Source organism: Streptomyces lasiicapitis (assembly GCF_014646335.1).
GTDB lineage: Bacteria > Actinomycetota > Actinomycetes > Streptomycetales > Streptomycetaceae > Streptomyces > Streptomyces lasiicapitis.
In genome coordinates this window covers 165,240-185,479 of record NZ_BMNG01000016.1, presented here as the reverse complement: position 1 = coordinate 185,479, position 20,240 = coordinate 165,240, and the positions used below count along the sequence as shown (strand labels likewise).

The 20,240-nt window shown below is 71.6% G+C and carries 20 protein-coding genes and 1 pseudogene; 10 read left to right on the top strand and 11 right to left on the bottom strand.

Going from position 1 to position 20,240, the window contains the following annotated elements:
- Window positions 1–79: 79 nt before the first annotated feature.
- Window positions 80–1,306 carry an MFS transporter gene (locus tag IEY91_RS32500; RefSeq protein ID WP_189176735.1) on the bottom strand — a complete coding sequence of 409 codons (1,227 nt, stop codon included), beginning with the start codon at window positions 1,304–1,306 and terminating at the stop codon, window positions 80–82.
- Window positions 1,307–1,370: 64 nt separating this feature from the next.
- Here IEY91_RS32500 and IEY91_RS32495 point away from each other — a divergent pair, with 64 nt between their 5' ends.
- Window positions 1,371–2,003: a CGNR zinc finger domain-containing protein gene (locus tag IEY91_RS32495; protein ID WP_229697370.1), complete on the top strand. Its 633-nt coding sequence runs from the start codon at window positions 1,371–1,373 to the stop codon at window positions 2,001–2,003.
- Between the two features lie 91 nt (window positions 2,004–2,094).
- Window positions 2,095–2,589: a winged helix-turn-helix transcriptional regulator gene (locus IEY91_RS32490; protein ID WP_164327143.1), complete on the top strand. Its 495-nt coding sequence runs from the start codon at window positions 2,095–2,097 to the stop codon at window positions 2,587–2,589.
- Between the two features lie 207 nt (window positions 2,590–2,796).
- Here the strand turns inward: IEY91_RS32490 and IEY91_RS32485 are convergent, their stop codons facing one another.
- Window positions 2,797–3,939 carry a DUF6777 domain-containing protein gene (locus tag IEY91_RS32485; protein WP_189176733.1) on the bottom strand — a complete coding sequence of 381 codons (1,143 nt, stop codon included), beginning with the start codon at window positions 3,937–3,939 and terminating at the stop codon, window positions 2,797–2,799.
- Window positions 3,940–4,216: 277 nt separating this feature from the next.
- Here IEY91_RS32485 and IEY91_RS32480 point away from each other — a divergent pair.
- A pseudogene (locus tag IEY91_RS32480) lies at window positions 4,217–4,687 on the top strand (maleylpyruvate isomerase family mycothiol-dependent enzyme); the annotation flags it as partial.
- Window positions 4,688–4,701: 14 nt separating this feature from the next.
- On the opposite strand, the gene IEY91_RS32475 reads toward IEY91_RS32480, so the two are convergent.
- Both IEY91_RS32475 and IEY91_RS32470 read right to left on the bottom strand, forming a co-directional pair.
- Window positions 4,702–5,868, bottom strand: a complete 1,167-nt coding sequence (locus tag IEY91_RS32475; RefSeq protein WP_189176732.1) for a serine hydrolase domain-containing protein — start codon at window positions 5,866–5,868, stop codon at window positions 4,702–4,704.
- Between the two features lie 118 nt (window positions 5,869–5,986).
- Window positions 5,987–6,367: an ASCH domain-containing protein gene (locus IEY91_RS32470; protein WP_229697369.1), complete on the bottom strand. Its 381-nt coding sequence runs from the start codon at window positions 6,365–6,367 to the stop codon at window positions 5,987–5,989.
- Between the two features lie 169 nt (window positions 6,368–6,536).
- On the opposite strand from IEY91_RS32470, the gene IEY91_RS32465 reads away from it, so the two are divergent.
- Together IEY91_RS32465 and IEY91_RS32460 are read left to right on the top strand one after the other, a co-directional pair.
- The gene (locus IEY91_RS32465) at window positions 6,537–7,109 is read left to right on the top strand and encodes an SRPBCC family protein (protein ID WP_189176730.1); all 573 of its coding nucleotides are present in this window, start codon (window positions 6,537–6,539) and stop codon (window positions 7,107–7,109) included.
- On the top strand, window positions 7,109–8,221 hold the full coding sequence (locus tag IEY91_RS32460) for an LLM class flavin-dependent oxidoreductase (protein WP_189176729.1): 1,113 nt from the start codon (window positions 7,109–7,111) through the stop codon (window positions 8,219–8,221). Before IEY91_RS32465 ends, IEY91_RS32460 begins: the two co-directional genes overlap by 1 nt.
- Here the strand turns inward: IEY91_RS32460 and IEY91_RS32455 are convergent.
- Window positions 8,203–8,883 carry an HD domain-containing protein gene (locus IEY91_RS32455; RefSeq protein ID WP_189176728.1) on the bottom strand — a complete coding sequence of 227 codons (681 nt, stop codon included), beginning with the start codon at window positions 8,881–8,883 and terminating at the stop codon, window positions 8,203–8,205. The two genes, IEY91_RS32460 and IEY91_RS32455, sit on opposite strands and share 19 nt — an antisense overlap.
- An 86-nt stretch (window positions 8,884–8,969) precedes the next feature.
- On the bottom strand, window positions 8,970–10,523 hold the full coding sequence (locus tag IEY91_RS32450) for a methionine--tRNA ligase (RefSeq protein ID WP_189176727.1): 1,554 nt from the start codon (window positions 10,521–10,523) through the stop codon (window positions 8,970–8,972).
- A gap of 275 nt (window positions 10,524–10,798) precedes the next feature.
- Between IEY91_RS32450 and IEY91_RS32445 the strand changes: the two genes are divergently transcribed.
- Both IEY91_RS32445 and IEY91_RS32440 read left to right on the top strand, forming a co-directional pair.
- On the top strand, window positions 10,799–12,007 hold the full coding sequence (locus IEY91_RS32445; RefSeq protein WP_164327151.1) for an MFS transporter: 1,209 nt from the start codon (window positions 10,799–10,801) through the stop codon (window positions 12,005–12,007).
- A gap of 65 nt (window positions 12,008–12,072) precedes the next feature.
- On the top strand, window positions 12,073–12,384 hold the full coding sequence (locus tag IEY91_RS32440) for an NIPSNAP family protein (protein ID WP_164327152.1): 312 nt from the start codon (window positions 12,073–12,075) through the stop codon (window positions 12,382–12,384).
- 102 nt (window positions 12,385–12,486) lie between these two features.
- Here the strand turns inward: IEY91_RS32440 and IEY91_RS32435 are convergent, their stop codons facing one another.
- Both IEY91_RS32435 and IEY91_RS32430 read right to left on the bottom strand, forming a co-directional pair.
- Window positions 12,487–13,359 carry an aldo/keto reductase gene (locus IEY91_RS32435; RefSeq protein WP_164327153.1) on the bottom strand — a complete coding sequence of 291 codons (873 nt, stop codon included), beginning with the start codon at window positions 13,357–13,359 and terminating at the stop codon, window positions 12,487–12,489.
- 193 nt (window positions 13,360–13,552) lie between these two features.
- Complete coding sequence (locus IEY91_RS32430; protein ID WP_164327154.1) at window positions 13,553–14,266, bottom strand: type 1 glutamine amidotransferase domain-containing protein; 714 nt, start codon at window positions 14,264–14,266, stop codon at window positions 13,553–13,555.
- 232 nt (window positions 14,267–14,498) lie between these two features.
- On the opposite strand from IEY91_RS32430, the gene IEY91_RS32425 reads away from it, so the two are divergent.
- Together IEY91_RS32425 and murJ are read left to right on the top strand one after the other, a co-directional pair.
- Window positions 14,499–15,158, top strand: coding sequence for an NADPH-dependent F420 reductase (locus IEY91_RS32425; RefSeq protein WP_189176726.1), 660 nt, complete (start codon window positions 14,499–14,501; stop codon window positions 15,156–15,158).
- Between the two features lie 88 nt (window positions 15,159–15,246).
- Window positions 15,247–17,019 (top strand): murein biosynthesis integral membrane protein MurJ, encoded by a 1,773-nt coding sequence (murJ, locus tag IEY91_RS32420; protein ID WP_164327156.1) that lies wholly within the window; start codon window positions 15,247–15,249, stop codon window positions 17,017–17,019.
- A 64-nt stretch (window positions 17,020–17,083) separates the two neighbouring features.
- Here the strand turns inward: murJ and IEY91_RS32415 are convergent, their stop codons facing one another.
- Window positions 17,084–17,779 carry an iron-dependent transcriptional repressor DtxR gene (locus IEY91_RS32415; protein ID WP_189176725.1) on the bottom strand — a complete coding sequence of 232 codons (696 nt, stop codon included), beginning with the start codon at window positions 17,777–17,779 and terminating at the stop codon, window positions 17,084–17,086.
- 8 nt (window positions 17,780–17,787) lie between these two features.
- Window positions 17,788–18,339 (bottom strand): YbhB/YbcL family Raf kinase inhibitor-like protein, encoded by a 552-nt coding sequence (locus IEY91_RS32410; protein WP_189176724.1) that lies wholly within the window; start codon window positions 18,337–18,339, stop codon window positions 17,788–17,790.
- Window positions 18,340–18,531: 192 nt separating this feature from the next.
- On the opposite strand from IEY91_RS32410, the gene IEY91_RS32405 reads away from it, so the two are divergent.
- Window positions 18,532–19,236, top strand: coding sequence for a GntR family transcriptional regulator (locus IEY91_RS32405; RefSeq protein WP_164327159.1), 705 nt, complete (start codon window positions 18,532–18,534; stop codon window positions 19,234–19,236).
- A gap of 94 nt (window positions 19,237–19,330) precedes the next feature.
- Here the strand turns inward: IEY91_RS32405 and IEY91_RS32400 are convergent, their stop codons facing one another.
- Window positions 19,331–20,236 carry a S41 family peptidase gene (locus IEY91_RS32400; RefSeq protein WP_189176723.1) on the bottom strand — a complete coding sequence of 302 codons (906 nt, stop codon included), beginning with the start codon at window positions 20,234–20,236 and terminating at the stop codon, window positions 19,331–19,333.
- Between the last annotated feature and the right edge of the window lie 4 nt (window positions 20,237–20,240).

The following is a 20,240-nucleotide window of genomic DNA, read 5'->3' as shown; positions in this document are numbered from 1 at the left end:
CGGGACGTCGCAGGACGCCCGGGACGAACCAGGACGTTACGGCCGTACGTGCGCGTGGGAGCCGTGTGATGACGGCGCGTCAGGGTGACGTGCGGGTTTCCTGGGTGGGGCGATGCGTGTGTTTCTTTTGCGCGCGAGTGGGGGCCGTACTGAGTGCCCAGAAGGCCAGTGCCGCGAGGACTTCGAAGCCCGCCGCCGTGACGAGTGAGCCGGAGAGCGACCACGTGGCGATCGGGCCGCCGATGCCCGCGCCGATCGCGAACCCGGTGATCTTCAGGCTGGCCCCGGTGGTGAAGATCTGGCCGCGCAGACGCTCGGGCGCCTCCCGGTGACGTACGGCGAAGAGCGCCGTGAGCTGCGGGCCCGTCCCGGCCCCCGCGACCGCCATCGCCACGAAGAGCGCGACGGGCGACACGGTCGCGGAGAGGAGCAGGGCGACGGTGAGCGCGAGGGTGCTGCCCAGGATCGTCGCGTCGGGCCGCAGCAGGCCGGGTCGCCGTGCCAGCAGGGCGTTCGCGGCGAGGGACGCGGCGGCGAGGGTGGCCAGCAGGAACGTCCCCGATCCGGTGGCGCCGAGGGCCTGTTCGCCGAGCAGGGGAGTGCAGGCCACCAGCATCCCGACGCCGACGTACGAGAGGACGGACGTCAGGGTCGCGCGGGCGAGGGGCCGGGTGCGGCCGATGGCGCGGAAGCCGGACGCCAGGTCGGCGACGACCGGACGGGAGGCCCCGCGCGGGGCCGCCTTGGGGTTCCGCGGCAGCGTCCACGCCGTCGGCAGCGCGAGGGCGATCAGGGCGAGGGACACGACGACGCTCGCCGAAGCGCCGGACACCATCGCGACCGCGCCCGCCAGCGCGGGACCCGCCAGACTCGCGAAGTTGTACGTCAGCGCGTCGAGCGCGTTGGCGCGCGGCAGGCCCTCGGGGGCGGCCACGCGCGGGACTTGCGAGGTCCACCCGCCGGCGAGCGCGGGCCCCAGCAGCCCGCCGCACACGGCCGTGGCGAGGACGAACGGCAGCGGAAGGCGTCCGAGGCTCAACAGGATGACCAGCAGTGCGAGGCAGTACGCGGCCAGCGCACCCGCGAGCAGCCGCCCCGGACGCGCCGCCCTGTCGAGCATCGCCCCGAAGACCGGCCCGCCCACGGCCGCCGAGACGGTGATCCCCGACAGGAGCGCCGACGCCGTGGCCGGAGACCCCGTCACCGAAAGGCCCACCAGGAGCAGCGCGGGACCTGACATCTCGTCACCGGTACGTGCGGCCGTGGCTGCCATGAGGTACGACGCCATCCCGTAACGCTTTAACATGCGCAGCACGTTACAAGGTAACGGGCAGGCGAACCATAGGCGTTACGGCGATACCCTCGCCTTCGTGAAGAAGCCGAACGACGAAGGCGCGACGCCTGCCAAGGACGAGTGGTCCACCCGTCACTCCGTCCTCCGGTCCGCCCAGCGCACCGCGGCGCTCGTCAACGCCCTCAGCGCATCCAGCGCCCTCGGCGCCGAAGAGCCCGCACCCGCCGCGAACACCGTGATCAGCACCGTCGAAGCCGTCCTGCGCGAGTACGGCGAGAAGGACCCCCTGGACGTGTCCGCCGCCGACGTGACGGAGATGCGCGCGGTCGCGGCGCTGCTGCGCGAGGTCTTCGCCGCCGCCGACACCGACGCGGCGGCGGCACGCCTGAACCGGCTCCTGGCCGACGGCTGCGGCCCGGTCCGGCTCACCGCGCACGGCGGCGGCACCCCCTGGCACATCCACCTGGACGGCCACGACGACGCGCCGTGGGCGGAGTGGTTCCTCGCGTCGTCCTGCATGGCCCTCGCCGTCCTCGTCTGGGACCGGCAGAGGCCCCCCGGCGGCCTGTGCGCCTCACCGAGCTGCGCCAACGTGTACGTCACCGGCGGCAGCGGTACGCCGCGTCGCTACTGCTCACCGCGGTGCGCGACGCGCGAGCGGGTGGCGGGCCACCGGCGCGCCAAGGAGCGCCTCACGGAAGGCGGTTGAGCCCCGCGGCGACGCACGGCCGGGTGCACGGAGTGCGTCCGGTGCGCACCGGAGGGCGTACGCATGCGCGAACCCTTCTTATGCTGACTCCATGAGGCGGACATCCTTTGCCAACTGGCCCTGCTCCATCGCGCGCACCATGGATCTGCTCGGCGACTGGTGGACGCCACTCGTGCTGCGCGAAGCCTTCTACGGAGTGACGCGGTTCGACACCTTCCAGCAGGAACTCGGCATCGCGCGCAACACCCTCGCCGACCGCCTGCGACGCCTCGTCGACGAGGGCCTCCTGGAGAAGCGCCCCTACCAGAGCGAACCGGTGCGCCACGACTACGTACTCACCGAGAAGGGACACGACTTCTTCGGTGTCCTCGCCGCCATGAACAGCTGGGGCAACCGCTGGCTCAGCGGCGACGACGGCCCACCGGTCGTCTTCCACCACGAGCCGTGCGGCCACGAAGGCACTCCCGAAGTGGTGTGCGCGCACTGCAAGCAGCCGATGACGTCCGAGGACACCAGACCCCGGATGGGGCCGGGCTTCCCACCTCGCCTGGCCGAACGGGCGGACGTGCGCAGGAGGTTCGCCTAGGGGGTGTCCAGTAGCCGTGGAGGCTGAGGACCCAGTCCGTTGCCTCGGAGCCGGGGGTAAGGCCGAGTGGCTGGTGAAGGATCACCCCCCGGCCTCCGTTTTGCGGTTTTGCCCATGTCGTGGCGGGTGGCCTTCTCCCTGGGTTGTTGTGCCCCTCTTTGGGCGTTCACCGCGCGCGAATGACAGGACCGCCCGTCGCCGTTGGACCTACTCCGTCACCCGGGAAAGGGTGTTGCACCCTTGCTGCTGCGCGACACTCGCACACACCTTGAGCGTGTCCGTGCCGGTCAGTTCCCAGGTGGCGTCGATGTGTTCTGTGTCCTGGCAGGTCCGCGGGTCGAGCGAGAGCACGGTGCCCGTGTAGCGCGGTCCGCTGCCGTTCACCTTCCAGATCTCACGGCCCACTTCGATGACGCAGCCCCCGGTGCCGACCTCGTTCTCGGCAGTGGTCCGGCCGGTGAACGCGTCCGGTCCGCGCTCCTCGACTCGCACCCGCTCTCCGGCGAGCTCCCAGGTGCCGACGATTCCGGAGCGCGCGGGCGCGGTGCTCGACGGCGCGGGCGTGCCGGTCTCGGACCGGGCCGGCGGCGGCAGCGGCGGCGGTGCGGGCAGCCGGACGTCCTGCGTCGCCTTCGTGCCCGCCGTGCGTCCGATGCCCTTGCCGCTGTCGAGGTCGAGCAGCCGGAACCTGCCGATGCGCTTGGGCTTCGTGCCGGGCTTGACAGTCGTGGTCTTGTCCCGGTCATACCGATCGCGCCAGTCCGGATCCGGGATGCTGCCCGGATCGATGTCGCCGGGACTCAGCGAGGGCGGCGCGAGGGGGTTGCCGCAGTTGCACTTGACCACTGGCTGGCCGAACCGGTCGAGGAGCACCGCGATGCCCGCTTCGAGGAGAGACTCGAAGACCGTGGCCACCCCCTTGCGGAAGCCATGGTTCTTGACCAGCGTGTCGGTGCGCAGCAGGACGGGTGTCAGGCCCCGGACATAGCGCCCGATGCCCTTGACGCCGATGCCACGCGCCTTCGACCACGCCGCCGCCTTCTTCGTGTTGCGCGCATCCGTCAGGAAGTCGACCAGCGCGGCCTTGTCGCAGCTGCTCTTGTTGAGCGTCCCGCCGTAGAGCCCCGGGGTGTCACCGGTGCGTACGCCGCCGCCGGACTGCGGTGTCAGACCCTGCCGGTCGTGGCCTATGGTTCCCCGGAAGAACGGGTCCGGCCCCAGTGCTCCGGCCGCTACCGGGATGACCTTCTCTTTCGCGTCCTCGTCACCACCGCACGCGGTGGTGACGCCGGCGATCAGCAAGGCCGCGGTCAGTGCCGCGACGACGCGCCGTCCCGTGGAAAGCTTCATGATGTCCCCCCTGCACACTTGGTGTACCCCTGCTCACCATGGCGCGGCCCGGCAGAGCCGGATAGCGACCGGACAGGGCTGAGGGGGCGCACCGCAGCGCATCGACGGCGCCAGTCGCACCACCGCGCACCACCTCGCGACGGCGGACCGCTCGGCCGCGTGCGGACGAGTCGGTACCGACTGCGGAGCGGGTCGGGCCGACTCGCGGGCACGAGCGGCCCAAAGGGGGATGTTCGGTAGTCGACCGAGTACGTGGTTGGCAGGCTTGGGTGAGATCCCCCGATCGCCGTCGCTGGGTGTGTCCTGGGCCGGTGTCGACCCGGCACCGATGTGGTTGGACAGCGCCCGCGACTTCACCGAGTTCTGGACCCACCGCCAGCAGATCCGCCACGCCATCGGCCAGGACACCGACCCGGATCCGCGGTTCCTGTCCGTGGTCCTGGACACCTTCATGCGGGCGCTGCCGCACGCTCTGCGCGAGGTCGACGCACCACTCGGCACGCAGATCCGGGTGCGGATCGAGGGGGCGGCCGGTGGCAGCTGGACGGCCACGGCCACCGGGGCCGGCTGGTCGCTGGCCCAGCCGGATGCCGGACGTCCTGCCACGCTGGTCGGTCTGGACGCGGAGACCGCCTGGCGCCTGTGCACCCGAGGCATCCAGCCGGACAGCGCGCTGGCCCGCGCCCGCGTCGACGGCGACCGTGAACTGGCCGGAGCCGCCTGCCGCATCGTGTCGATCGTCTACTGACCGCTGGATGGGGGCTAGGAGAGGTGGGACCGGATCTCGTCCGCCGCCAGGCGCGCGGCCCGGTCCGCCTCGCCGCCGACCAGCCGCGTGCGGGTGAGCGCGAAGGTCAGGCCGCGTTCGCGGTCGGCGAAGGCGATGCTGCCGCCGCTGCCGTGGTGGCCGAAGGCCGTGTGCTCGCCGCCCATCTCGGGCAGCCCCAGGAAGTAGCCGAGGCCCTTGGCGAACCGGCCGAGGAGCATCTGGTCCTTGCCCTGGACCGCGACCGCGGTGACCTGCTCCAGGCGCTCCGGTGAGATCAGGCGTACGCCGTCGACCTCACCCAGGAGCGCCGCGTACATGCGCGCGGCGGCGCGTGCGGTGGTGGTGCCGCCCGCCGGGGTGTCCGCGAGCAGGTAGTCGCGGCGGTTGGCCAGTTCGGCGGTCGTCCACACGCTCCGGTTCGGTACGACGAAGCGGCGGAAGGGCACGGACGGGGGCAGGTTTTCCAGCCATGCCGCCCAGTTGCCCTCCACGAGCGGTGCGACGCGGGGAAGTTCCGCTTCGGGAATGCCGAAGTACAGCTCGTCCGCCACGCCGAGCGGCTCCGTGACGTACGTACGAAGGGCCTCTGCCGGGGTGAGGCCGGTGATGCGGCGCACCGGTTCGCCGAGGATCCAGCCGAAGGTCCAGCCGTGGTAGCCGCTGTCCGAGCCCGGCTCCCAGAGTGGTTTCTGGTCCGCGACTACGGCGCACATGGTGTCCCAGTCGCACAGCTCCGCCGGTGTGATGTCGGGCGGGAGCTGCGGGATGCCGATCGTGTGGGTCAGGGCGTCGCGCACGGTGGCCCGGTCCTTGCGGTGGGCGGCGAACTCGGGCCAGTAGTGGGCGATCGGGGTGTCGTAGTCGATCAGGCCGCGCTCCGCGAGCACGTGCACGAGCGTGGCCATGAAGCCCTTGCCGGTGGAGAAGCTGTGGATCGGCGTGTCGGGCGTGAGCGGGGCAGGTGCCGCCGGAGTGGCCGGAGCGTCAGGCCCCGGTGCCCGGACCCCGGGCGGGTCGTACGCGCCCGCGCAGGTCGAGACGAGCTGCTCCCCGTCGACGTACGCCGCGACTTGCAGCCCGCTCTCCGCGCCGGATTCCACGAGTCCGTGCAGGAGGCTGTCGACCCGGGCCCGCACATCCGCACTCACGTCGCGACTCACCCCAGCATGATGGCATCAACGCCCTGCCGCGGGCGCGGGCAGCGGCGGCCATGCGGTTCGCCGGATATACCGTGATGGTCACCGGCGCCACTTGGGCCCACGCCCAGCACTCCGCCGCTCAGGCTTCGGCCCGCGTCAGCCGGAACGCCAGGCACACCACGAGTGTCTCGTCCGTGACCGGCGTTCCTTGCTCCGCCCAGTAACGGCGGTGCCCCGTACGCCAGTCGGCGAGTGAGGTGAAGCCCTCGCCCTCGGCGTCGGCATGGGCCCAGGTCACCCCCGCGAACGACGTCACCTCGGCGTCCGTGATCTCCACGGTGGCCACGTACCGGCCCTCGTCGTCGAGCAGCGCGAGGCGCTCGCCCGGGTACTCCAGGCCCTCGGTCTCCTTGGCGTAGTCACCGAGGAGACCGGTGGTGGTGGTCTTCGTCCCGGCCAGGACCAGGGCGTTCAGCTCGGCCCGCATCGCGCCGGGCGTTCCCAGCTCGATGGAGCGCATTCCGTTGACTCGCGGCCACATCGTTCTTCGCCTCACTCGCGGGTCCGTCGGCGCCGAGACCACGGCGCCGTTGCTGAGGGTGTCATGGCCGACCTTAGGGGTGCTCGCCGTCCGGTGTTGGGCCGACAACTCCTTGACAGGTCAGTCCTGTTAAGCAACTCTGCTGGTCATGGAGTGGACTGGGGTACGTTACGCGGAGGGGCCGACCGTCGAGGTGCGCACCTGGATCGACGCCCCGCCCGGGCGGGTGTGGGACTTCGTGAGCGACATCGCGCGGATGCCGGAGCGGAGCGGCGAGCTGCGGGCCGTGGAGTGGCTGGACGGCGCCGTCGCCCCCACGCGCGGGGCGTGTTTCGCCGGACACAACAAGCACGAGGCGCTCGGCGAGTGGACGACGGTGTCACACGTGGTCGAGTGCGAGGCGCCACGCGTCTTCGGATGGGCGGTGACCGATCCCGAACACCCCACCGCCACCTGGCGGTTCAGTCTGCGCGAGCGCGACGGCGGCACCGAGCTGACGCACTGGATGCGGATGGGCCCGGCGCGGTCCGGCATCTCGCTCGCGATCGAGCGGATGCCGGAGAAGGAACAGAAGATTGTCTTCGTGCGGATGCGGGAGTTGGAGCAGGGGATGAGGGTGACCGTCGACGCCATCAAGGGGCTCGCCGAGTCGGGGGCCGAGGGAGTCACAGGCGTCGGCACGAGTACCGGCCTGGGCGCCGGATCGGAGCGTGACGCCTGATGCGTACCGCCACCACCATCGAGGCGTCCGGCGGCGACTGGCAGGACACCGTCGCCTACGTCACCGAGGCCGAGAAGCTCGGCCTGGACATCTGCTGGGTGGCCGAGGCGTGGGGCGCCGAAGCGCCGTCCCCGCTCGGCTACTTGGCCGCCCGGACCGAGCGCATGCTGCTCGGCTCCGGCATCATCCAGCTCGCCACCCGCACCCCCGTCGCCATCGCCCGCGCGGCGATCACGCTGTCCAACATCTCCGGCGGCCGGTTCCTGCTCGGCCTCGGCCCGTCCGGACCGCAGGTCGTCGAAGGGCTGCACGGCGTCCCGTTCGACCGGCCGCTGGCACGGATGCGGGAGACCGTCGAGATCGTGCGGCAGGCGGTGGCCGGGGAGAAACTGGCGTACGCGGGGCGGGAGTTCACCCTGCCGCTGCCGGGCGGCGAGGCCAGGCCGATGCGCCTGGCGATGCGCGCCGAGCACGACCTGCCCGTCTACCTGGCCACGCTCTCGCCCCGCATGCTCCGCCTGACCGGCCGCGTCGCCGACGGCTGGCTCGGCACGAGCTTCGTACCCGAAGGCGCGCAGGCGGCGTACTTCGACCACCTGGACGCCGGACTGGCCGAAGTGGGCCGCAAACGTTCGGAGTTGGACATCTGCCAGGGCGCGGAGGTGGCGTTCGCCGAGGACGAGGACGCCCTGCGCGCCATGGTCGCCGGGCGCAAGAAGGAACTCGCGTTCAGCCTCGGCGGCATGGGCTCGGCTTCCACGAACTTCTACAACGACGCGTACAGCCGCCAGGGTTGGGCCGACGTCGCCGCGGCCGTCCGCGAGCGCTGGCAGGCGGGCGACCGGGACGGCGCCGCAGGCCTGGTGACCGACGAGATGGTCCTCGCGACGACGCTCATCGGCACCGAGGACATGGTGCGCGAACGGCTGCGCGTGTGGCGGGCCGCGGGTGTCACCACTGTCCGCTTCTATCCGGCCGGTGACACCCTCGACGCGCGCCTCGCCACGCTGGGGCGAGCCCTTGATCTCGTACGGGAGATCGATACGGCGCCGGGCAGCGATTTCCTACGCGACGTCGAGGGACCGGGGGAGGGTCAGGCCGACGGGTCGTAGCCCTCGTAGTCGCCCCAGCCGGGGGACTGCGTCATCTCTTCCCACGTCGGCCAGTCCGTCCCCGTTCGCTGGCGCGTCAGCTCGCCGGGGAGGGTGAACAGCGGCGCCTTGGCGGGCTTGGCGAGGGTCTGGGCGACGACCGCGTCGCGCAGCGCGGGGGCCGCGTGCAGGCGGGGGAGCACCGCGTGCACGCGGTCGGCGTACCCGGCCGGAAGCTGCGTGGCGTTGCCCACGACGTCCAGCCGGGTCCCGGCGCTGACCAGCGCGATCTCGGGCCGCTTGCGCGCGGCGATCTCGGACGTGGTGTGCAGCGCGACGGCGTCCCAGACCACCTCCACGCGGTCGGCCGACACGCCCTCGCGGGTGAGGAACTCGGCCGCGACGTCGGCGCCGTCCACCTCGAAACGCTGGTCCCGGTCGCCCTCGGCGCTGAGCCCCGCGTCGTGCAGGACGCAGCCGAGGAAGAGCAGTTCGTCGTCGTAGTCACGGTCGGGCAGCAGCCCGTCCTGCTCGCCGAGATGCCGGCCGTAGAGGTAGGTGCGCAGGCTGTGGTTGAACAGCGAGGGGGACAGCAGGGAGCGGATGTGGGTGGTGGCCTTGGAGGCCAAGTCACCTGTGGGGAAGGGGAGTTCGGAGAGTTTGCCGTCGTAGGTGTCGTCCATGACTCAGATTCTTGAGCCGGTGACGGATGTCCGCAATGACAAGTACCCCGCTTATCCTGCCAAGTCCTCCCAGTCCGCGCCCACGGTCACCCCTCCACGTCACCGACCCGTGCGAACAGCGGCCGCGCCACCGGAAGCCGCCCGTCGACCTCCGCGCACTGCGCCGCCACCCGCGCCGCCGACTCCGGTACGAGGGGCCCGAGTTGGTCCGCGAGCGTGCGGCACGCGCCGACCAGCGCCGCGAGGACCCCGTCGAGCCGTTCGCCCGCCGCCCGGTCGCCCGCGCGCTCGGCCTTGGCCAGCTCCCACGGCCGGGTGGCGTCGACGCAGCGGTCGGCCTCCTCGACGACCCGCCACACGGCGGCCGTCGCCCGCCGGAAGTCGAAGTCCGCCAGGGCGTCGTCGACGTGTCCGGAGACCTCACGACAGGCGGTCAGCAGTCGCTCCGTGCCCTCGGCGGCCACCGCGCCCCGCCCTGGCACGCGACCCCCGCGGAAGCGGTGGACCATCGACACGACCCGGTTGACGAGGTTCCCGAGCCCGCCGGCGAAGTCGGCGTCGGCCCGCGCGACAAGCCGTTCCCGGGTGAAGTCCGCGTCACCGACGCGCGGCACGTCACGCAGCAGCCACCAGCGCACCGCGTCGGTGCCGAACTCGGCGACCAGCTCCGCCGGATCGACCGTCGTACCACTGGACTTGCTGATCTTGCGGCCGTCGACGGTGAGATAGTCGTGTACGAGGATGTCCGTGGGCAGCGGCAGGCCCGCCGACAGGAGCATGGCCGGCCAGTAGACGGCGTGGAAGCGGACGACACCCTTGCCGACGAGGTGCGTGCGCCGCGTGCTGCCGGTCCACCACTGGTCGTACGCGGGGTCGTCGGTGCCGTAGCCGAGGCTGGTGACGTAGTTGCCGAGGGCGTCCCACCAGACGTACACGACCTGATCCGGGTCGTCCGGCACGGGGATGCCCCAGCCGTGGGCGCGGGTGTGCGAGCGGGACACGGAGAAGTCGTGCAGGCCGCTGTCGATGAGGGCGAGCACCTCGTTGCGACGGACAGCAGGCTCGACGCGCAGGCGGCCGGAGGAGATCAGCTCGCGCAGGTCGTCCGCGTACCGGGACAGCCGGAAGAACCAGTTCTCCTCGGCGACGAGCCGCGGCTCGGTGCCGTGCTCGGCGCAGCGGCCATCGACGAGTTCGGCGGGAGTGTAGAACTGCTCGCAGCCCACGCAGTACAGGCCCTCGTAATGCTTGCGGTAGAGGTCGCCGGACGCGGCGCAGCGCCGCCACAGGCGCTCCACGCCGACCCGGTGGCGCGGGTCGCGGCTGGTGCGGATGAAGTCGTCGAAGGACAGGGCGAGCGGACCGCGCAGCGCGGCGAACGCCTCGGCGTTGCGGTCCACCAGATCCTGTACGGGGACGCCCTCGGCCTCCGCGGCCAGCACGTTCTTGAGCGAGTTCTCGTCCGTGCCGCTGAGGAAACGGACCTGGTCGCCGCGGTGGCGGCGGTGGCGGGCCAGCACGTCCGCTTGGACGAGTTCGAGGGCGAAGCCCAGGTGGGGGCGGGCGTTGACGTACGGGATGGTGGTGGTGACGTACGTGGTACGTGGCGTGGCAGAGGGAACGGTGGGCGGTGTGGTCATGGGAGCCTCCAGGCTCTCCAGGGGGAGAGGCGGGGCTCCGCAGCCGCTCGGAACGAGGCCCCGTCTCGGGGCCTCGGACACGCGCGTCCGGTCAGCGGCCCCGCTGGCGGGGCATCATGGCGACACGGAACTCGGGCGTGATCATGCGGTGATGCTAGCAACGGGGGCGGTGTCGGGGCCGGGCATTTTTCCGCGGCCCGCGCGGGCCCGCGGGCCCACTACGGCGTCGCTTACCTGCCAGACCGAGGGCAGTGCCTCTTGTTGAACTGACGCACATGCCTCAAGCCTCCACCACCACGCCCGCCGCCGAGCACGCGCAGGCACGCCCAACTACCCGTTCCCAACTGCTCAGTTGGCTCGCCGTCGCATCGGTGACGGCGGGTCTCTTCGTCATCGTCACCGTCGAGATCCTGCCGATCGGTCTGCTGCCGGAGATCGGGCACAGCTTCCGCGTCACGGACGGGACGGCCGGTCTTACGATGACGATGCCCGGCTTCCTCGCCGCGCTGTCCGCGCCGGTGGTGACCACGGCGACCGCCCGCGTGGACCGGCGCTTCATGCTGTGCGCCTTCATGGCGCTCCTCGTGGCGGCGAACTTCCTCGCGGCGGTGGCGCCCGCCTACTGGCTCGTCCTGGTGTCCCGCGTCCTGGTCGGCGTCACCATCGGCGGGTTCTGGTCCATCGGGGCCGGGCTCGCCGGGCGGCTCGTGCCGCCGGAATCGGTGGGCCGGGCGACGGCGGTGATCTTCTCGGCGGTGCCGCTCGGGTCGGTGCTCGGTGTGCCCGCCGGAACCTTCGTGGGTGACGTCGCGGGATGGCGAACGGCCTTTGTGGCGCTGGGAGTTCTGTCCGTGGGGGTGTGGGTGGCCATGCTCGTGGTGATTCCTCCGCTGCCGCCCGAGGAGGCGTTGCGCGGGTCGGTCCTGCGAGGCGCGCTGCGGGGCGTCGGCACCCGCTGGGCGCTGCTCGTGACCGTGCTCGTCGTCCTTGCGCACTTCGGGGCGTACACGTATGTGACGCCGTTTCTGCGGCAGGTGACGGACGTGGGTCCGGGGCTGGTCACCGTGTTTCTGCTCGTGTACGGGGCCGCCGGGATCGCGGGCAACTTCCTGGGCGGCGCGGCGGTGGTGCGTCGGCCGCGGGCCGCGTTCGCGGTGGCCGCGGGGCTGATCGCCGTCGCCACCCTGCTGCTGCCCGTCCTCGGGACCCGGCCGGTCGGGGCGGTCGTGCTGCTGGTGGTCTGGGGGATCGCGTACGGGGCCGTTCCGGTGTGCTCGCAGGCGTGGTTCGCGGCGGCGGTGCCCCGCTCGCCCGAGGCGGCATCGGTGCTTTTCACCGCCTCGTTCCAGGCGACGCTCTCGCTCGGCGCGCTCGCGGGCGGCGTGCTGGTGGACGGGGCGTCGCCGTCGGCGGTGATGGTCCTTGCCGGACTGACGGCCGTCCTCGCGGTGGCGGCTGTGGGGCTGCGCGGCCGAACGGGCTGAGCCGGGGGCTCCGGCGCCGCATGGGCCGCCTTCGAGCCCGAACCGGCATGCAGCATCATGTGGGCGTGATCACCATTCATCTGAAGTACGAGATCGATGCCGACAAGCTCGAGGACTTCGAGGAATATGGCCGCCGCTGGGTCGGGCTCGTCAACCGTTTCGGCGGGACGCACCACGGCTACTTCCTGCCGAGTGAGGGCGACAGCGACATCGCTTACGCCCTCTTCTCCTTTCCCAGTTTCGCCGCGTACGAGCAGTACCGCACGGACAGCATGACCGACCCGGAGTGCCAGGCCGCCATCGAACTGGCTCGTAGCACCCGCTGCATCAAGCGGTACGAACGCCGCTTCCTGCGGCCGCTCGACGTCATGTCTTAGGACGGGGCGGGGCGCACCGAACCGCCAGGCCGGCGCGCCCCGAACTCAATTCTTCCCAAAGCCGTAAGCGACGTACGCCAAAAGGCGCCGTGCCGCCGTGTCTCAGACCGCGGCCGCGAGCTTCTCGAACTGCGCGTCGGTCAGGGTGATGCCCGCGGCGGCGGTGTTCTGCTCCAGGTGCGCCACCTTGGACGTGCCGGGGATCGGCAGGATCACCGGCGAGCGGCGGAGCAGCCAGGCCAGGGCGAGCTGGGACGGCGATGCGCCGTGGTCCTTGGCGGCGGCGTCGAGCGGGCCGCCCGGGCGGGCGAGTTCGCCGGTGGCCATCGGGAACCACGGGATGAAGGCGATGTTCTCGCGCTCGGCGTACTCGAGCACGTCCTCGGAGCTGCGGTTGACCAGGTTGTACTGGTTCTGCACGGACACGATCTCGCCGTGCTCGCGCGCCTCCTTGAGCTGATCCACCGTCACCTCGGAGACGCCGATGTGGCGGATCTTGCCCTCGTTCTGCAGCAGGACGAGCTCGCCGATCTGGTCCGCGACCGGGACCTGCTCGTCGATGCGGTGCAGCTGGAACAGGTCGATGCGCTCCACGCCGAGGTGACGCAGGCTCAACTCGGCCTGCTGGCGCAGGTATTCGGGGCGGCCGACCGCGCGCCAGTCGTCCGGGCCCGAGCGGGTCAGGCCGGCCTTGGTGGCGATGACCACGTCGTCGGCGTACGGGTGCAGGGCCTCGCGGATGAGGACCTCGTTGACTATGGGACCGTACGAGTCGGCGGTGTCGATGAAGTTCACGCCGAGCTCCACGGCGCGGCGCAGTACGCGAATGGCCTCGTCCCGGTCCTTGGGCTCGCCCCAGACGCCCGGTCCGGTGAGCTGCATGGCGCCGTAGCCGAGCCGGTTGACGGGGAGGTCGCCGCCGAGGGCGAAGGTGCCCGCGGCGTCGGCGGGTCGCGAGGGGTTCGAGGTGCTCATGGGAGCGGTCCTTTCACAGCGTACGTACGACAAGATGTGTGACTCCGAACCTAAGCGCTGGAACGCGTGAAGAGTGGATTCGGCCGCGCAGCGGCAGCCGCCGGGCCCCGGCGTGGCGGGCCGACGCCGTGGTATCGGCCCGCCGGGGCGTCACGTCGGACAGGACAGAGCGAAGCCGCAGGTGGGAGTGGTGTCAGCCCAGCTTCTTCAGGAGCTCTGTCGCCACCGGGGCGGACGACGCCGGGTTCTGGCCGGTGACGAGGTTGCGGTCGACGACCACGTACGGGGCCCACGGCTCGCCCTCCTGGAAGTCGGCGCCCGCGGCGATCAGGCGGTCCTGGAGCAGCCACTTCGCCTTGGGGGCGAGGCCGGCCTGGGTCTCCTCGGCGTTGGTGAAGCCGGTCAGGCGGTAGCCCGCGAAGGAGTTGGCGCCGTCGGCCTTGGTGGAGCCGTCGTCCTTGGTGGCGGCGAGCAGGGCGGCGGACGCGTGGCACACGGCGGCCAGCGGCTTGCCCGACTCCAAGGCCCGGGTGAGCAGTCGGCCGGACGTGGCGTCGGTCGCCAGGTCCTCCATCGGGCCGTGGCCGCCCGGGTAGTAGACCGCGGTGTAGTCGTCCAGGTCCACGTCCTCCAGGCTGATGGGCGCCTGGAGTTCGGTGAAGGACGCGAGCCCGGCCGCGATCCGGTCGGCGCCCTCCTGGCCGCCGTTGACCTCCGGGGCAAGGCTGCCGCGGTCCACGGTCGGTACGACGCCGCCCGGCGTTGCGACGACGACCTCGTGGCCCGCGGCCTTGAACGCCTCGTAGGGCGCGACGGCCTCCTCGGCCCAGAAGCCGGTGGGGTGCTGCGTTCCGTCGGCGAGCGTCCAGTAGGTGGCGCCCGTCATCACGTAAAGAATCTTCGACATGCCCCGAACGTAGGCCGCCGCTGCCATAGGGATCCAATAGGCAATCGAGTGGCAGCCATGGGATATCCAATGGCTCGCGGGGAATGGTCGGCGAGTGCCTGCGGACGCGGCGCGTACACGCGCCGGCCTCCACTTATTCCCCGAATGCGGCGGAAATAGTGCCGCTGACCTCCAGGTTGCAGCCACACGTACGGCAGCGGCACCCGGTCGCGGCACATCCCTGGAGGACCCCATGAAGATCGGCATCATCGGCGCGGGCAACATCGGCGGCAACCTCACCCGCCGCCTGACCAAGCTCGGTCACGAGGTGTCCGTGGCCAACTCCCGCGGCCCGCAGACGCTCACCGCCCTCGCCGAGGAGACCGGGGCCACGCCCGTCACCGTCGCCGAGGCCGCGCGCGGCGCCGAGCTGGTGGTTGTGACGATTCCGCTCAAGGGCGTTCCGGCCCTGCCGTCCGGCCTGTTCGACGGGGCCGCCGAGGGCTTCGTCGTACTCGACACCGGCAACTACTACCCCCAGCGCGACGGCAGGATCGACGCCGTCGAGGACGACGGCCTGACCGAGAGCCGCTGGACCGAGCAGCACATCGGCCACCCGGTGATCAAGGCGTTCAACGGCACGTACGCCCAGGACATCCTCGACAAGCCGCTCCCCAAGGGTGATCCGCAGCGCATGGCGCTGCCCGTGGCCGGGGACGACGACGTCGCCAAGAAGACGGTCCGTGACCTGATCGACGAGCTGGGCTTCGACACCGTCGACGCCGGCGGCATCGACGAGTCCTGGCGGCAGCAGCCCGACACCCCGGTCTACGGGCTTCGCGGGGGCGTGGCCGAGGTCACGAAGGCGCTGGCGGAGGCGAGCGAGGAGCGGCCGGCGACGTTCCGGGCGTAGAGCCCGCCTGGTGTGTCCCGTTGCGGAAGCTTTGCCTCCATCAAGATGCCTGTGCCTCTAATTGATCATCGCTGCGTAGGGTGGCGGAATGGTGGAGGGGAAGAGCACCGCAACGGGGAACCCGACGTCGAGCGAGCCGCCGCGGCGGCCGGGGCGGAAGCGGGGAAGGCACGCGGCATCGCGAGGCAATGGCGACGGCCCGCCAGGAAGACTCGGTAACGGACCACTAGGAAGACTCAGCGGCGGCCCGTCAGGAAGACTCGGCGGCGGCGGGCTCGCCCGCTCCTCGCTCCTCATGGCCGCCGGCACCGTCGTCTCCCGGGCGACCGGCCTCATCCGGCAGGTCCTCCAGGCGGCGGCGCTCGGCACGGGCCTGCTGGCCAGCACGTACAACACCGCGAACACCGTGCCCACCGGCCTGTACACGCTGCTGATCGGAGGCGCGCTCAACGCCGTGCTCGTGCCGCAGCTCGTACGAGCCCGCGCGACGCAGGCAGACGGCGGCCGGGCCTACGAGCAGCGCCTGGTCACCCTGGTGCTGTGCGTGCTCGCCGTCGGCACGGCGCTCGCCGTATGGGCGGCGCCGCAGATCGTCGGCCTGTACATGCGCGACACACCGCAGAGCCACGAGGCCTTCGAACTCACCGTCGTGTTCGCGCGGTTCCTGCTGCCGCAGATCTTCTTCTACGGCATGTTCGGCATGCTCGGCCAAGTCCTCAACGCCCGCGAGAAGTTCGGCGCGATGATGTGGACGCCGGTCCTCAACAACATCGTGCTGATCGGCATGTTCGGCGCCTACCTCACCCTGCTGACCACGCCCGACCGCGTCGAGGACATCACCGCGTCGCAGGTCCGGCTCCTCGGCCTCGGCACCACCGTCGGCATCGCCCTCCAGGCCCTCGCGCTCATTCCGTACGTACGCGAAGCCGGCTTCCGCTTCCGGCCCCGCTTCGACTGGCGCGGCTCGGGCCTGCGCAGGAGCGCCCGCGCCGCCCGCTGGACCCTGCTTTTCGTGCTCGCCAACCAGGTCGCGCTGACCGTCGTCACGAACTACGCCAACGCCGCCGACCAGCAACTGCCCAAGGCGGGCGCCGGGTACACGGCGTACTCGTACGCGCAGACCATCTGGCTCCTCCCTCAATCCATCGTCACCGTCTCCCTGGTCACCGCGCTCCTGCCACGGCTCAGCAAAGCCGCCGCGCAGGGCCGCACCGACGACCTGCGCGGCGAACTGTCCCGCGCGCTGCGCCTGACCGGCGTCGTGATCGTGCCCGCCGGATTCTTCTTCCTCGCGCTCGGCCCACAGACGGCCGCGCTGCTCTTCGGCCACGGCGCGGCCGACGCGGCGGCCACGCGCCCGCTCGGCCAGATGCTCCAGGCCTTCGGCCTCGGCCTCATCCCCTTCTCCGCCCAGTACCTGCTCCTGCGCGGCTTCTACGCCTTCGAGGACACGCGTACGCCGTTCTGGATGGCGGCGTGGATCGGCTCCGTGAACATCGCCCTGGCCGCCGCCTGCCACCAACTCCTGCCCGCACGCTGGGCAGTTGTCGGCATGGCCGCCGCGTACACGCTGTCGTACGCCGTCGGCCTCCTCCTCACCGCGCGACTGCTGCGTCGACGCCTCGACGGCCGCATGGACGGCAAACGCCTTGCGCGCACCTACGGCAAACTCACGCTGGCCGCCGCTCCGGCCGGTGCCCTCGCCTGGCTGGTGGCGCGCGCCTGCGCGGACCCGTCGGGTGCCACGGGCACCGCGACGACAGCCCTCGCGCTCACCGCGGGCGCCGCCGCGCTGATCCTCGGATACGTGCTGCTGGCACGGCTGTTGAGGGTGGGTGAGCTGCGGTTGCGCCTGCGGTGAGCGGGGGCTGTGCCGGCGGCGAACGGTGGCTTCGCCTGCGGCGCGTGCAGTGCGAGGGCCGGTCTCAGCGCTCCGTCACGAACACGTGCGCCGCGGTCCGCGTGGGGAGTTCGGTGGTCTCCCCGCCGCTGCCGACCAGCACGCCGCCGGGCGACGCCGTCACGCTCACGACCGCGCCGGGCCGCACCCCGGCGCGCCACAGGGTGTTCATCAGGTGGGCGTCGGTCTGGATCAGCTCCCTGATGCGCCGTACGACCGCACTCGCGCCGTCGGGCCCGGGATCGAGGTCGTTGAGGCTGACCATGATGTTGGCGACGTTCTGGTCGTTCTGGTCGCTCTTCTCGCCGAGCTCCTCCAGGCCCGGGATCGGGTTGCCGTAGGGCGACTCGGTCGGATGCCGAAGGAGTTCCAGGACGCGGCGTTCGACGGCGTCGCTCATCACGTGCTCCCAGCGGCAGGCCTCGGCGTGCACCTGCTCCCACTCGAGGCCGATCACGTCGACGAGGAGGCACTCCGCGAGCCGGTGCTTGCGCATGACACGCGTGGCCACGCGACGGCCCTCCTCCGTCAGGTCGAGGCGCCGGTCGCCGGCGACGCGCAGCAGACCGTCACGCTCCATGCGGGCCACCGTCTGACTGACCGTGGGACCGCTCTGGTCCAGGCGCTCGGCGATACGGGCGCGCAGCGGAGCCACGCCTTCCTCCTCGAGCTCCAGGACGGTGCGGAGATACATCTCCGTGGCGTCGATGAGTCGGGTCATGCCGCTCGTCAGGCGGGGGTTTCGGCGGGCGTCTCGGCGGTGGCGGTCAGGACCGCGCGGCCGAGTATGTGACCGGAGATGTTGAACCCCAGGAAGGCCGGGGTGGCTTCGGCCGGGACGCCGATGGACTCGACGTCGAGGGCGTGCACCACGACGAAGTAGCGGTGCGGGCCGTGTCCGGCGGGCGGGGCGGCGCCGATGTAGCGGGCCATGCGGGCGTCGTTGGGCAGTTGGAAGGCGCCCTCGGGCAGGCCCGAGCCGGTGTCGTCGCCCGCGCCCTCGGGCAGCTCGGTGACGGTGGCGGGGAGGTCGGCGACCGCCCAGTGCCAGAACCCGGAGCCGGTGGGGGCGTCGGCGTCGTACACCGTCACCGCATAGCTCTTGGTGCCTTCAGGCGCACCGCTCCAGGACAGCTGCGGGGAGAGGTCCTTCCCGCCGGGGACGCCGGAGATGGCGGAGAGCTGCTCGGGCGACCAGGGGGCGCCGTCGGTGACGGTGGTGCTGGTGACGGTGAAGGAGGCCGCCTCGGGGAGGCGGGCGAAGGGGTTGTTGGCGTTCATCGCGTGGTTCCTTTCGGGCCGTGCGTGTGTGGGGTGGCGGTGATGCGGCCAAGCGGCCATGCGGCCGACGGAGGGCCGCGGGCTGCGGCGCAGCGAAGAGCCATGTCGGTAGCTGTGCCTCACCACTCCCTGCCGATGAATCGACGATAACACAGATAATCGATTATCAACGGGATCGTCTATGCTGACGGCATGACGCAGACGGCTGACACCCCACCCTCGTCCGGGAAGCAGATGCTCTCCGAGCAGGTCCACGCACACCTGCGGGACGCGATCATGCGCGGGGACCACGCCCCCGGTGATGCCCTCAAACCGCAGGACCTCGCCAAGGAGCAGGGCGTGAGCCTGGCCGTCGTGCGGGAGGCGCTCGTACGCCTGGTCGGAGAGGGCCTCGCCGACCGGCTGCACAACCGTGGCTTCGCCGTCCCGGCCTTCTCCGACCGCCGCTGGCAGGAGATCGCCGAGGCCCGCCGGACCGTCGAGCCGGTCGTGCTGCGCATGTCCATCGAGCGCGGCGACGTCGACTGGGAGGCCCGCGTGCGGGCCGCCCACCACCGCCTGGCCCGCACTCCGGCGTACGAGCCGGGGGAGGGCGAGTACTACACCCGCGCCTGGTCCGAGGCCCACCGGGTCTTCCACCGCACCCTGTTGGAAGGCTGCGGCAACCCCGTCCTCCTGGAGACCTTCGACCGCATGTGGACCGCAAGCGAACTGGCCCGCCGCTGGTCGGCCCACCGCGACCCCCACCGCGACGGCTTCGCCGAGCACCGCCGCCTGGAGGAGGCGGCACTGGCCCGCGACGCGGACACGGCGGCGGAGGTGCTGGCCCAGCACCTCACGCAGACCGCGGTGGCGTTGACCGACTCCGGGGGTCGCGAACCCGCGAGGGGAATCTGAGGGGGAGGCAGCTGCCCGGACCTGCCGAACGAGCCCCGGCGGAGTGCCGGCACCGCGACCTCGATGCCGTCACCCAGGGGCTGACCAGACTGGGTCAGCCCGCCAGTCGGGCAAGGGCCAGCGCGTGCGCGCGGTCGAGGGAGTCGGCGGCAGCGCACGGGATGTCCGGCTGCACACCGGTGCCCTCCCAGTTCGTGCCGGAGGCGGGGTTGACGGCGCGGCCGACGGGGACAGTGGCTTCCAGGTGCGGGTGCACCGTCCAGCCGTCGCACGGGTGTGCGCCGCCGCGGGTGGGCTCGCCGACGACTGTGGCGCGGCCGAGCTGCTGGAGGTCGTACGCCAGCTCTTCAGCGGCAGAGAAGGTGCTGTTGCCGGACAGCACATACAACGGCTTGCTGCCGCCGAAGCGCGCGCCGGGAACGTGCGGCAGGCTCCAGGACTGCTCGGTGCGCTGGCTGCCGCGCCAGTACATGGTGTTGAGGTGCGTGCGCTCGTCGAGCAGGTAGCCGCAGACGAAGGCGACCGTGTCCGGGTCGCCGCCCCGGTTGGCGCGAAGGTCCACGATCAGCGCCTGGGCGCGGGAGGCCAGGGTGAGCGCGGCGCTCAGCGGTTCGGCGGCCCACTCCAGCGGAAACAGCATCGGTGCCAGCTCCACCACGGCGACCCCTCCGTCGAGCAACTGCACCCGGGGTGCACCGCCCAGCGAGGTGTCGAAGTCCCGGCGCATGGCGTCCCGGGTGGCCGCCCCTTGCTTCGGGGCGACCGGGTCGGCGTGATGCTTCAGTCTCAGGTGTCGGTCGCCGTTGGCGGACTGAAGGTCCGCCGTGACCAGGCGGGCTAGCTCCGCGGCGTCGTCGACGTCGTAGGCGCCCTCGGTGAGGCGTCGTTGCAGCAGGCCGGCGAGCTGCTCGGCTATCTCGGGGAAGACGTAGTGCTCGGTCAGGAGCCGGGCTGTCTCATCGATGACAGGGGCGGGCGCAAGCTTCGTCGGAGTCGTCATGGCA